This window comes from Pseudarthrobacter naphthalenicus (assembly GCF_029076445.1).
GTDB classification, from domain to species: Bacteria; Actinomycetota; Actinomycetes; order Actinomycetales; family Micrococcaceae; genus Arthrobacter; species Arthrobacter naphthalenicus.
In genome coordinates this window covers 125,926-138,269 of record NZ_JARESG010000005.1, presented here as the reverse complement: position 1 = coordinate 138,269, position 12,344 = coordinate 125,926, and the positions used below count along the sequence as shown (strand labels likewise).

Annotated in this window: 7 protein-coding genes; 2 read left to right on the top strand and 5 right to left on the bottom strand. The window is 69.0% G+C overall.

Translation table 11 applies throughout. From position 1 onward, the window contains the following. Together PY310_RS06955 and PY310_RS06950 are read right to left on the bottom strand one after the other, a co-directional pair. Positions 1-744 carry a DUF5998 family protein gene (locus PY310_RS06955; protein WP_275213617.1) on the bottom strand — a complete coding sequence of 248 codons (744 nt, stop codon included), beginning with the start codon at positions 742-744 and terminating at the stop codon, positions 1-3. Positions 745-787: 43 nt separating this feature from the next. Next, positions 788-3,472 (bottom strand): bifunctional acetate--CoA ligase family protein/GNAT family N-acetyltransferase, encoded by a 2,685-nt coding sequence (locus PY310_RS06950; protein WP_275213616.1) that lies wholly within the window; start codon positions 3,470-3,472, stop codon positions 788-790. Positions 3,473-3,584: 112 nt separating this feature from the next. Between PY310_RS06950 and PY310_RS06945 the strand changes: the two genes are divergently transcribed. Continuing rightward, positions 3,585-6,095 (top strand): DNA gyrase/topoisomerase IV subunit A, encoded by a 2,511-nt coding sequence (locus PY310_RS06945; protein WP_275213615.1) that lies wholly within the window; start codon positions 3,585-3,587, stop codon positions 6,093-6,095. A 9-nt stretch (positions 6,096-6,104) separates the two neighbouring features. Then, a complete protein-coding gene (locus PY310_RS06940; protein ID WP_275213614.1) occupies positions 6,105-6,623 on the top strand; it encodes a DinB family protein in 519 nt (172 codons plus the stop codon). A 26-nt stretch (positions 6,624-6,649) separates the two neighbouring features. Here PY310_RS06940 and PY310_RS06935 read toward each other — a convergent pair whose 3' ends face one another. From PY310_RS06935 to cydB, 3 genes are read right to left on the bottom strand one after another with little or no spacing between them, the layout of a single operon-like run. Further along, a complete protein-coding gene (locus PY310_RS06935; protein WP_275213612.1) occupies positions 6,650-7,666 on the bottom strand; it encodes a GNAT family N-acetyltransferase in 1,017 nt (338 codons plus the stop codon). A 54-nt stretch (positions 7,667-7,720) separates the two neighbouring features. After that, positions 7,721-11,272, bottom strand: coding sequence for a thiol reductant ABC exporter subunit CydD (gene cydD, locus PY310_RS06930; protein ID WP_275213610.1), 3,552 nt, complete (start codon positions 11,270-11,272; stop codon positions 7,721-7,723). A gap of 6 nt (positions 11,273-11,278) precedes the next feature. Then, positions 11,279-12,328, bottom strand: coding sequence for a cytochrome d ubiquinol oxidase subunit II (gene cydB / locus PY310_RS06925; RefSeq protein WP_275213609.1), 1,050 nt, complete (start codon positions 12,326-12,328; stop codon positions 11,279-11,281). Positions 12,329-12,344 lie beyond the last annotated feature (16 nt).

Below are 12,344 nucleotides of genomic sequence, written 5' to 3'. Positions count from 1 at the left end.
TCAGCGCTGGTGCCCGCGGCTGAGCCTGTTTCCGAACACGCCGGTCCGGGGGCGCGGCTGCAGGGTCTGGCCGGCGTGCAGCAGCGGGGCGGTGGACCCGGTGTTGACGGCCCTCAGGGCGCGGGCAAAGAGTTTGGCGTCCTGGACAGCCTGGGAGCCGTCCGCTTCGGCGCTGATCCGCAGGACAATGTCTTCCTGGGCGATGGTGCCGCTGTAGCCGTGATCGGCCTCGCACTGCGGATCCCCGCAGCTCGCGGGCCCCATGTCCAGGCGCTGGCCGCCGGACCAGGCAATGGCCAGGGTGACTTCCCGCACCGGATCCGAAGGCTTGTAGTTTTGCGGCTGGGAATACATGTAGCTCAGGACAACGGAGCGGATCTGGGCCACCGGCACAGACTCGGTGGAGATCTGGGCGACGATCTGCTCGCCGGCCTCATCGAGTTGCTGGTCGTCCACGTGGGTGATCACCAGCATGTCCGAGGTAAGGACCAGCACCGTGATGTGGCGGCGGACCTCGGCCCGGTCAAAATGGGTTTCCAGATGCACCAGATGGGCCACGCATTCGCGGCCGTCCAACGCGTCGTCAACAACGTCGGCCACCAGGAGCGGGTAGAAACCGGCCTTCTGGAGTGCGTCGTCCAGGCTCAGGGCCTGCGGCGTGTGGCTGTGTGAGCTGTGGGGTCGGGGTGCCTGGTTGTCATTGCCGGGCGTGGATGGCGTCGACGGGGAAGGCTGTGAGCTCATGCCCCCCATTTTCACAGATCCGCCGGGGACATGCTAACCGCGCTCAGCCCAGCATGGCCCGCCGGGCGCTGTCGGTGCGCCGGGCAGGGTTGCCGATCCGGATTTCGGCGGCCAGCAGCGACAGCCCCCGGGCACCGCAGAGGACCGGGTTGAACTCGACCAGGGCTATCTCGGGATGGTTGTCCTTCATCCACGCCAGCCGCCCGGCGAGGTCCTCAAGCGCATCCATGTCCACGGGCGGCAGGCCCTGGTAGCCCAGCAGCTTGCGGGCGGCCCGGGGCGCCCGGACGAACTCCTCGACGTCGGCGGCGGACAGCGGCGGAACCCGGTGCGCCCAGTCATCGAGCAGGTTGACGGCGTCCCCGGCCAGGCCGAAGGAGATCACGGGCCCCAGCAGCGGGTCCTCGATGGCCCGGAACGTGCAGGCCTGCCCCACGGGAGCCATGGCCTGCACCTCCAGGGACCGCGAACCGTACGGGGCCAGCGACCGGCGCATCTGCGCGATGGTCCGGCGCAGCGAGTCTGCATCCTCGATGTCCAGCCGCACACCGCCCAGGTCCAGGCGGTGCCGGAGCGCCGGGTCGGTGGTTTTTAAGGCAACCGGCCAGCCCAGCCGGTCCGCGGCGGCGACTGCTTCATCCTCCGACCCGAACCCGGCGGACGGCAGCACCGGGATGCCGTAGTGCGCCAGCAGTGCGGCCGTGGACGCGGCGTCCAGGGCTTTGAGTTCGGCGCCCTGGACATCCTGGAGCAACTGATCCAGGAGCATGTCCGCGGCTTCCGGATCGCAGCCGGCGGGCTCCACAAATTGGCCCGGGTCCCGGGCGAGCCACTCGGAATAGCGCACGACGGCGGCGAGCGCCGCCACGGCCGCGCCCGGGTTGGAGAAGCACGGTACGGTCTGCGCCTCGCTGCCCACCATCCCCTCCACGTAAACGGAGGCATCAAGGATTCCCGTGAAGGCGGCCACGACCGGCTTGCCTGCCGCCGCGGAGCACTCGGCCAGCACCCCCGCGATGCTTTCCACCGTCAGGCCGCGGACCGGCAGCAGTGCCGCCACCACTGCGTGGACGGCGTCGGACGCGAGCGTTTCCTGGAGGCTGCGGCGGAGCGCCGGCAGCGCAAGGGACATCCCGGCGTCGAGATCAACGTCGGTGACGATTCCGTGGACGGCCAGGCCGTGGGCTTCGGCGCTGTCTGCCACCACCTTGCCCAACGCCATGGAATTACTGAAGATGGCCAGCCCCGGACCGGCAGGCAGCGGCTGGCCTGCGACGATCTGGGCGACGTCCATGAGCTCTTCAATGGTCTCCACCCGGATGACGCCGGACTGCCGCATCATCGCGTCCAGTGCCCCCGCCGGTGCCTGGGTGGTGCGGACGGCGTGGCCGGGCGGAAGCCGAAGGCCCATGGTCTCGGACTTGGCAACCACCACCGGCTTGGACCGGGCAAGGCGACGGGCGATCCGGGAGAATTTGCGCGGGTTGCCGATTGATTCCAGGTACAGGCCCACGGCGGTGGTGTCGGCGTCGTCTTCCCAGAACTGCATCATGTCGTTGCCGGACACGTCCGCCCTGTTGCCGGCCGAGAGGAACGTGGACAGTCCCAGCCGGCGGCGGCTGGATGCCGCATAGAGGGACACCCCGATGGCCGCCGACTGGCTGAAGAGCCCCAGGCCCCCGCGCCGCGGCATCTCCGGCGCCATTGAGGCGTTGAGCGAAACCTGCGGATGCGTGTTGACGATCCCGAGCGAGGACGGCCCGATGACCCGCATGCCGTTCGCCCGCGCTTTCCGGACGAGGTCCCGCTGGCGCAGCAGGCCCCGTTCGCCGTCGTCCGCGAACCCGGCGGAGGCAATCACCAGCCCCTTGACCCCGGCCGCGGCGCAGTCATCCACCACGCCGGGCACTTCGGTGTAGGGAACGGCGATGACCGCGAGCTGGACCGGGTCCGGGACCTCGGACAGCCTGCCGAACGACAACATTCCGGCCAGTTCCAGCGCCTCGGGGTTAATGGCGTACACGGGTCCGGGGAAGCCGCCCTCAATGATGTGTTCGAGCAGTTGGTGGCCCACGGTCCCCCACTTGCGGCTCGCGCCGATGACCGCAATGGACGACGGCGTCAGCAGGTCCCTGACGCTCCTCGCCTCGGCGCGGTGCTCGCGTGACTCCATGACGGCACGCGATTTTTCCGTGGGACCGATGTTGAACTCCAGGCTGACCACGCCGTCGTCGAAATGGCGTTTGACGTCGTAGCCGGCATCAGCGAAAACCATCAGCATCTTGCGGTTTTCCGGCAGCACTTCGGCGGTGAAGCGGCGGATTCCGTTTTCGTGGGCGGCGGCGGCGAGGTGTTCGAGAAGGATCGATCCGATTCCCCTGCCCTGGTGGGCGTCGGCGATGTTGAAGGCGACCTCGGCCTCGGCCGGGTCATCGAGCCGGTCGTAGCGGCCAATGCCCAGGATCTCGCCGCCGAAAGTGATGACCAGCGCCACCCGGTCCTTGTAGTCCACTTCAGTGAAGCGTTTGAGCTCCTTAGTGGACAGCCGGGATTTGAACGTGAAGAACCGCATGTAGATTGAGTTCTGCGACTGCCCGGTATGGAAGGCCTGGACGGCGTCGGCATCACTGGGATGGATTGGCCTCAGATGCGCTGTGCCGCCGTCCCTGAGCACGACATCGGCTTCCCAATGTTCCGGATATTCGCCGTCCCCGGGCTGATCCACCATAGGCTTAGCCTAACCACAAAAGGACGCCGCAGGCCCTGCGCCAACAAAACTGCGCCAGGAAACTGCAGCCCGCCAGCGCACCATCAGTAACCCAGAAGGATCCACCAGCCATATGGCCCGCCGCCAAAGCCCACCCCCAGCCGGGGCAGCCGCCCAGGATTACGTCGAGAACATCGTGGACATCGATGTCACGTCCGAGATGGAAGGTTCCTTCCTCGAGTACGCCTATTCGGTGATTTACTCCCGGGCCCTGCCCGACGCCAGGGACGGCCTCAAGCCGGTGCAGCGCCGGATCCTGTACATGATGAGCGAGATGGGCCTCCGGCCTGACCGCGGCCACGTCAAGAGCGCGCGCGTGGTGGGCGAGGTCATGGGTAAACTCCACCCCCACGGCGACACAGCCATTTATGACGCCATGGTGCGCATGGCCCAGGACTTCTCGCTGCGTTTGCCGCTGATCGACGGCCACGGCAACTTCGGCTCCCTCGATGACGGCCCGGCTGCTCCCCGCTATACGGAGGCCAGGCTGGCGGCGGCGGCGCTGACGCTCACGGACCACCTGGACGAAGACGTGGTGGACTTTGTCCCCAACTATGACAACCAGCTCACCCAGCCGGACGTGCTGCCGGCGGCGTTCCCGAACCTGCTGGTCAACGGTGCCACCGGCATCGCCGTGGGCATGGCCACCAACATGGCTCCGCACAACCTGGTGGAGGTCATCTCCGCCGCCAGGCACCTGATCGCAAACCCGGACGCCACCCTGGATGACCTGATGCGTTTTGTCCCCGGGCCGGACCTGCCGACCGGCGGCCGCATCGTGGGCCTGGACGGCATCCGTGACGCGTACGCCACCGGGCGCGGATCCTTCAAAACCCGCGCCAAAGTGGAGATCGAACAGCTCTCCGCCCGGCGGACCGGCCTGGTGGTCACCGAACTGCCGTACATGGTGGGCCCGGAAAAGGTGATCGAGAAGATCAAGGACGCGGTCAACGCCAAGAAGCTGACCGGCATCAGCGACATCGTGGACCTCACGGACCGCAAACACGGCCTGCGCCTGGTCATCGAGCTGAAGAACGGGTTCAACCCGAACGCTGTCCTCCAGCAGCTGTACCGCTACTCCCCCATGGAAGACTCGTTCGGCATCAACAACGTGACGCTGGTGGACGGCCAGCCGCAGACCCTCGGGCTGGTGGACCTGCTCTCTGTCTACGTCGGCCACCGGATCGACGTGGTCCGCCGGCGCACCGCCTTCCGGCTGGGCAAGAAAAAGGACCGCCTGCACCTGGTGGAGGGCCTCCTGATCGCCATCGTTGACATTGACGAGGTCATCCAGATCATCCGCTCCTCGGACGAGGTGGCCGCAGCCCGCGAACGGCTGATGTCCATCTACGACCTCACCGAAATCCAGGCCAACTACATCCTGGAACTGCGGCTGCGGCAGCTGACCAAGTACTCACGGATCGAACTCGAGAAGGAACAGGAGGAGCTGCGCCGCGAAATTGCGGAGCTGGAAGCCATCCTCGGCTCAGAGCAGCGGCTGCGTGAACTGGTGTCGGCCGAGCTCGGCGAGATCGCGGAGAAATACGGCACCCCGCGCCGGACGGTGCTGCTCGAATCCGAGGCCGTCTCCCCCACGGTGGCCGCTGCCCTGGCTGCCGCGCCCGGGGTGAAGGGGAAAGCCACACCGCTGGCCCTGGAGATCCCCGATGACCCGTGCTGGGCCATTCTTACGGCCTCGGGCCAGATTGCCCGCACGTCCAACCAGGAGCCGCTCGCCGAGTCAGGTCCGCGGGTCCGGCATGACGTGTTCCGGTCCGTGGTCAAGACCTCCGCGCGCGGTGAGATCGCCGCTGTGACCTCACTGGGGCGCATGCTGCGGCTCCAGGTGATGGACATGCCGGTGCTGCCGCCGATGTCCGGCCTGCCCAACCTGGCCGGCGGGGTCCCCGCCAAGGATTTCATCACCCTGGGCAAGGGTGAAACACTGGTGGCCTTCGCCCCGCTGGATGAGGTCCTGGCCATCGGGACCGCCCAGGGCGTGGTCAAACGGGTCCAGCCGGACTACCCCCTGAACCGCGAGGACTGGGAAATCATTGCCCTCAAGGACAAGGACGCCGTGGTGGGTGTGGCCCCGGCAGGGTCGGAAGACACGGACCTGGTGTTCCTGACCCGCGAAGCGCAACTGCTGCGCTTCAGTGCCGGCACCGTCCGGGCCCAGGGCAGGACAGCGGGCGGCATGGCCGGGATCAAGCTCGGCGCCGGCGACCATGTGGTGTTCTTTGGCGCGGTGGACCCGAACGATGACGCCGCCGTCGTGGTGACCATCGCCGGGACCGACGGCGCCCTGCCGGGCACCGCGCCCGGCGCCGCGAAGGTGACGGCGTTTGCCGAGTATCCGGTCAAGGGCCGCGCCACTGCAGGTGTCCGCGCCCACCGGTTCCTCAAGGGCGAAGACACCCTGCTGCTGGGCTGGGCGGGGCACGGACCGGCCAAGGCGTCCTCGCTGGGCGGTGTGGCCAGGTCGCTGCCGCAGGAACACGGGCGGCGTGACGGTTCGGGCATTCCCCTGTCCCAGGCCGTGGATGCGGTGGGACCGGCCATGGCCTGGGCTGATCCGGCCTAGACTGCTGCCATGCCTATCATTCCTGATGAAAAAGACTGGACCTGGGTACTCTCCCGGCCCTGCCCGGAGTGTTCCTTTGATGCATCCACCGTCACCCCGGTGACCGTTGCCGGCAGCGTGGCGAACATGCTCCCGCGCTGGCGGGCGGTCCTCCGCAGGCCGGAGGTCACCGAACGTCCGGACGCGAACACGTGGTCGGCCCTGGAGTACGCCTGCCACGTCCGGGACGTCTTTGCGCTGTTCGACCAGCGGCTGAACCTGATGCTCGGGTCCGAGGACGCACGGTTCGAGAACTGGGACCAGGACCGGACGGCTGTCGAGAAGGACTATGCCGGCGCGGACCCCGCCGTTGTCAGTGCCGAACTGACGGCCGAGGGCGAACAGATCGCCGCGTCCTTCGCCGGCGTCCGGGAGGAGGACTGGGTCAGGACGGGCCTGCGGGGCAACGGTTCGAAGTTCACCGTCCTGACGCTGTCCCAGTATTTCCTGCACGACGTGGTCCACCATCTGCACGACGTGGACGGCTGACTCCAGGGCCTGACTACAGCGGTTCACTACAGGGCCTTGTCCCAGGCCATACTGCGGTTGACGGCCCGGTAACCCAGCCGCGTGTAAAGCGCCAGCGCGCCGGAGGGGTTCTCCGAATCGACATCCAGTGACGCCACGTCCATTCCGGCGGCGGTAAACCGGCGCATGGCATCAGTCAGCAGCGCCCGGGCAATCCCGCGGCCGCGGTACGCCCGCCGTACGCCGAGCAGTTCCGTGTAGCCCTCCCGGAAGCCCCGCTGCACGGCGATGTCCGGATCGTGGCTGGCAAGCTGGTAACCGGCCACTTCAGCGGTGACACTGTCCAGGACCACAGCGCTGAGGTCCGGGCGCGCCTGCGGGTTGTTGACTATGAAAGACCAGGATTCCCTGTCCTTCGGCTCGCTGCCCCAATGGTCGAGGAAGGCCGCGTTGTGCGCCAGCCGGACCGGTTCGTGCAGCTCCGGAACCAGCGCGGCCAGCACCAGGCCCGGGGAGAGGGCGGCCGGGGGCAGCGGCCGGTCCAGGGGACGGTGCATTTCGTTGAAGTAGCGGACCACCGTGTACCCGCCGGTTTCCAACAGCCTGGCCTGGTGCGCGTGCTGCTGCCCGGTCCCGATCCGCAGGCGGGGCACCGGCCGCGCGTCGCCGCCGGCGGAGACTTCTGCCGGAACCCTGGCGCGGTCCCCGGCGAAGCGCTCCCGGGTGCGCTGCTCCAGCCAGCCAAGCAGTGCCGTGCCAATTCCGCGCCGCTGCCACGCCGGGTCCACGCACCCAAAGCCGTGTGCTTTGTCCCCGTCCGGGTTTTTCGAAATCCTGGCGTACGCGCGGATGACGCCGTGGCCGTCGAAACCAAGCACCGTGTGGGTGGCCACAGGGTTTTTGCGGGACGCGACGTGCTCCTGCAGGTCCGCTTCCCGCTCGTACCAGACGGGCGTCTCGACGACGGCGGTCCGGGCAATCAGGGCAGCCCACGCCGGGATGTCGGACGCCGCGGCCGGCCGCCACTGCAGTTGCGGAAAGTCCACCGGTGGCTTCTGGTCCATGGCAACAGGCTACCTACATCAGTCGGTAGCCTGTGCCGACATCAGCCGGTCGTGTCAGGCCAATGAAGGCTGCCCTGTTGACAGCAGATGCCGGGTCCCTCCCTCAGCGCCTGTCACCGAAGCAGCGGACAGGTCCAGGAGAGTGTCGCCCGGCCGGATTTCAGCGGGATTGTGCGTCACCATGACCACCGTTCGGTCCTGGAGGCCGGCGCGCAGGTCTGCCAGCATCTCACGGCCCGATTCGGCATCCAGGTGGGCCGTGGGCTCATCCAGCAGGATCACCCGGGCGCCTGTCAGGACGGTCCGGGCCACGGCAAGCCGCTGCCGCTCACCGCCGCTCAGGAACGAGCCGCCGGAGCCGATGCGGGTGTCAAGCCCGTCCGGCAGCCGTGCCACCAGGGCATCGAGGCCGACGGCGGTCAAGGCCGCAGCCAGCTCGGCCTCGCCGGGCTCAGGGGTACTGGAGCCGGGGGTGCCGGAGGTGCCGTTGCAGCGGGCTGGGAGCCCCAGCATCAGGTTGCCACGAAGGGTCGAATCGAACAGGTGAGCTTCCTGGGGGCACCAGGCTGCCTGTCCTGTCACCGCGGCCTTTCCGGCCGCGGCGGGAAGGAAGCCCAGGAGAACGGCAAGGAGGGTGGACTTACCCGAGCCGGAAGGCCCGGTGACCGCCAGCCATCGGCCTGGCCCGGCGGTTGCCGACACCCCGGAGAACACTGTGCCTCCGCCGGGCCACGCTGCCGAAAGGTTGGTCAGTTCCACACCGGGGACAGCCCCGGAGCGGGGTGGGACGTGGCACAGCCCGTCCCCTTCTGCTTCCTCGTCCGCCGTCGCGGTCAGCACGCCGGACTCCGCCACGCGGCGCATGACCTGGCGCAGGGCAGGGTACTGGCGGACCGCCGTCGTCATGGCTGCATAAGGCTCCACGAGGGCAAGCTGCAGGAGCACCATCACCGCCGCGGTGGCCGGTTCCATGGCACCGGCAATCACCTGCGGTGCGGTGAGCACGGCGGCAGCCAGCGCCGCCGTGCCGCAGGCGGCTACGGTGACGGCCTGGCCCAGGCCTTCCGCCCAGGCGGAGCGCTGGGATGCTTTGGTTGCTGTGCGGTCCTCGGACCGGAGTGCGGCCAGGACCGTTGCGGAGATGCCGTTGGCGTGCAGTTCGGCCCGCGCGTCCAGGGCCGCGGACGTGCGCCGCAGGACCCCGGCGCGCAGGCGCTGTTCCGCTGCGGCCGACTGCCGGTCGCCCCAGAGGGCAGCAGCGGGCGCCACGGCCAGGCTGAGGACGGCCGCGATGGTGACGGCGGGCAGGGCCGCCGGGGCCACCAGGCTGGTGGCCAGCAGCGCCGCACCGCCAACCGCAAGGGCGGTCACGGGGGGCAGGACAACGCGCGGCAGCAGGTCCCGGATGGTATCGACATCGTCAATGACCGTGCCCAGGACGTTGCCGCCCTGCAGCAGCCGCCGCAGGGACAGGGCCTTGCGGCTCAGCGATTCCCAAAGCCGGCCACGGAGCCGGGTGAGGGCGGCAAAGACGGCGTCGTGCAGCAGCAGCCGTTCCCCGTAGCGCAGGACGGCCCGCCCGATTCCGAAGAACCGCACGCCCACGATGGCGGTCAGCAAGTAGAGGATGGGCGGCTGCTCGCTCGCCCTGATGATGAGCCAGCCGGACAGTCCGGAGAGAGCAACAGCGAAGATGGCGGCCAGGGCCCCCACCACGGCTGCGCCCGTGAACCGGCCGGCCACGGGCGCCAGCAGGCTGCCCAGCAGGCTGCTGGTTGGCTGAGGCCCTCCGTCGGTTGGGTCAGGCCGTCCGTCCGACGCCGGGCGGGCAACGCCCAGGCCTGGGGTTGCAGGGACCTGATGGGCGTCACCGCCCGCTGCTGCGCCGGCCGGGCCTCCTGGAGCCACTGCAGCGTTCGGCCTGGCAGGGGCCCTGGACGGTTCCGTGACCCCGCGGGCAGAGACAGGCACCAGGTGGTCCGCCAGTTCGCGGGTCTGCTGGTCGTGGGCCACCAGGATCACGGTGACCTGGCCGCGGAGGGCACGGATGGAGTCCTGCACCAGCCCCGATGAAGCGGCATCGAGGTGGGCCGTCGGTTCATCAAGGAGCAGCACGGTGGCGCCGGCGCGGATGCGGGCCAGCCCGCGGGCCAGCGCAACGCGCCGCAGCTCCCCCGGGCTCAGCTCGGCCGGATGCTTCCCGGCAAGGTGGCCGGCGGCAGCCGCGGCGAGGCACTCGCGGGCAATCCCTTCCGATTCTTCTGCGGTCCCGGCGTTGACGTAGAGCGCGACCTCCCCAAGGACGGACTCCGCCACCATCACCGGGTGCTGCGGAACCCAGGCCACCGCGTCCCGGTCGAAGCCGGAAAGCTGTCCCGACACCGTGGTTCCGGCGCCGTCGCCCACCGTCCCGGCGAGCACGCCCAGCACGGTGCTTTTGCCGGCACCGCTGGGGCCGTCGAGGGCGGTGATCCGGCCCCGCGGGGCGGTGAAGGTGAGGGGGCCGACGGCGGCTTCCGCCCTGCCCGCATAGGTAACCGTGAGGTCGGTGACCGACACGCCGCGTGAGTCCGCTGTGGAAGGCAGCGCGGCGTCGTCGTTCACTGGAAGGACGACGCGGGCGGGGATTTCGGCATTCCCGGCAGTGGCGCCGCCGGCAGGCAGCGGCCGCGGCTCCGGTGCTTCGGTGACGGTCCGGGTCGCGGCGAGCGCGGCCCTCCCATCGTCACTGGCGTGGTGCGCAGTGCCCAGTTCGCGCAGCGGCAGGTAGCAGTCGGGCGCGAGGATGAGCGCCAGGAGGCCGGCCTCGAGGGCCATGTCGCCCTGCACCAGGCGGACTCCGATGAAGACGGCCACCACGGCCACGGAAATGGTGGCGATGAGTTCGAGCGCCAGGGCGGAGAGGAACGCGGTCCGCAGGGTCCCCATGGTTTTGGTCCGGTATTCCTCGGAGATTTCCTCCAGGGCCTTGCGCTGTGCCGTGGCGCGGCCCAGGCCCACCAGCACGGGCAGCCCCTTGGCCAGCTCCAGCATGTGGGCGGAGAGCCGGGTGAGCGTTTCCTGCGCCTCGCGGACATGGTCCTCCGTGTACCGGCCGATCAGCACCATAAACAGCGGGACCAGCGGAACCGTCAGGACCACTACCACGGCACTGACCCAGTCCGCGAAGAGGATGCGTACCCCCAGCAGCAGCGGGATGGCGGCGCAGTTCACGAGCGCGGGCAGGAACTGGGTGTAGTAGCTGTCCAGTGCATCCAGGCCGCGGGTCGCCAGCACGGCGAGGCCGCCGTCGCCCGGCCCGGTGCTGCGTGCACCGTTCCGAAGGGCGCGTGCCAGCAGTTCCTGCCGCAGTTCCTCCTTGATGCCCAGGGCGGCCCTGCGGGCGGCGATGCCCTGTGCCCACACGGTGACTGAACGTAGCACCACGCCTGCCAGGCCCCAGGGCAGCTGGTCCGGCCAGGAATCGTTCCCGGTGGCCAGTCCGGCGAGCATGGCCGCCACGGCCTGCCCCATGAGGACCAGGGCGAGCGCCTTCAGCGCGGCCAGCAGGCCAAGCCAGTAGACGGCGGAGCGGGTGGCCGGTCCGGCTGGAAAGTCCGGGCGCACGCCGGGTCAGCCCTTCGTGGTGAATGCCCTGACGGCCACTGCCGGCAGGAAACTGTGGGCCTCCGGGATGTGCGCCGCGCTGACGCGGCGGCGGAACACCCAGTACGTCCAGGCCTGGTACACGATCACCAGCGGAAGGCCCACCGCCGCCACCACGCTCATGAGGCCGAGGGTGTAATCGGAGGAGGACGCGTTGGCAATGGTCAGGTCAAACGCCGGGTCCAGGGTGGAGGGCAGCACCACGGGGAACACGGCGCCAAAGATCGAGGCACTGCCCAGGAGCAGGAAGGTTCCCATGGCCATGAACGCGTGGCCCTCGGCTCCGCGCCTGGCCTGGAACCACGCCACGACAGCTGCCACGACTGCCAGGACCACGGCGGCCCAGGTCCACAGCTCGCCCGCCAGGAACTGGATGACCAGCGCCCAGGCGGCCAGGGGAAGCAGCAGGACGGGCAGCAGCCGGACAAACCAGGCACGGGCCCGGTGCCGAATGTCGCCGTCGGTCTTCAAGGCGAGGAACGCCAGGGCATGGAGCAGGGAGAACCCCACCACGGCCAGTCCGCCCAGGACGGCGTAGCCACTGAACCACGCCATCGCTCCGCCTTCACGGTCGCCGTTTGCGTTCAGCGGCAGGCCGGTGGTGGTCAGTGCCAGGGCCGCGCCCACGCCGAAGGCGGCGAAGAAGGAGCCCAGGGCGATGGCCCAGTCCCAGCGTGCCCGCCAGCTGTCATCGTCCACCTTGCCCCGGTACTCGAAAGCCACGGCGCGGAAGATCAGTGCCACGAGGACCACCAGGAGGGGGAGGTAGAGCGCGGAGAAGAGCGAGGCGTACCAGAGCGGGAACGCCGCGAAAGTGGCCGCGCCGGCCGTGATCAGCCAGACCTCGTTGCCGTCCCAGACCGGGCCGACCGTGTTCAGCAGCACCCTGCGTTCAGTGTTGTTCCGTGCGAACAGCTTCATCAGCATTCCGACGCCGAGATCGAAGCCTTCAAGGAAAAGGTAACCGGTCCAGAGCACCGCAATGATGACGAACCAGATGGTGGGCAGCAGTTCCATGTCGAATATCCTCTGC

What these genes read in the sequence shown, in the direction of transcription:
- PY310_RS06935 (WP_275213612.1), bottom strand. Translation starts at nt 7,666, where the DNA reads ATGGACCAGAAGCCACCGGTGGACTTTCCGCAACTGCAGTGGCGGCCG.
- PY310_RS06945 (WP_275213615.1), top strand. Translation starts at nt 3,585, where the DNA reads ATGGCCCGCCGCCAAAGCCCACCCCCAGCCGGGGCAGCCGCCCAGGAT.
- PY310_RS06940 (WP_275213614.1), top strand. Translation starts at nt 6,105, where the DNA reads ATGCCTATCATTCCTGATGAAAAAGACTGGACCTGGGTACTCTCCCGG.
- PY310_RS06950 (WP_275213616.1), bottom strand. Translation starts at nt 3,472, where the DNA reads ATGGTGGATCAGCCCGGGGACGGCGAATATCCGGAACATTGGGAAGCC.
- cydB (WP_275213609.1), bottom strand. Translation starts at nt 12,328, where the DNA reads ATGGAACTGCTGCCCACCATCTGGTTCGTCATCATTGCGGTGCTCTGG.
- PY310_RS06955 (WP_275213617.1), bottom strand. Translation starts at nt 744, where the DNA reads ATGAGCTCACAGCCTTCCCCGTCGACGCCATCCACGCCCGGCAATGAC.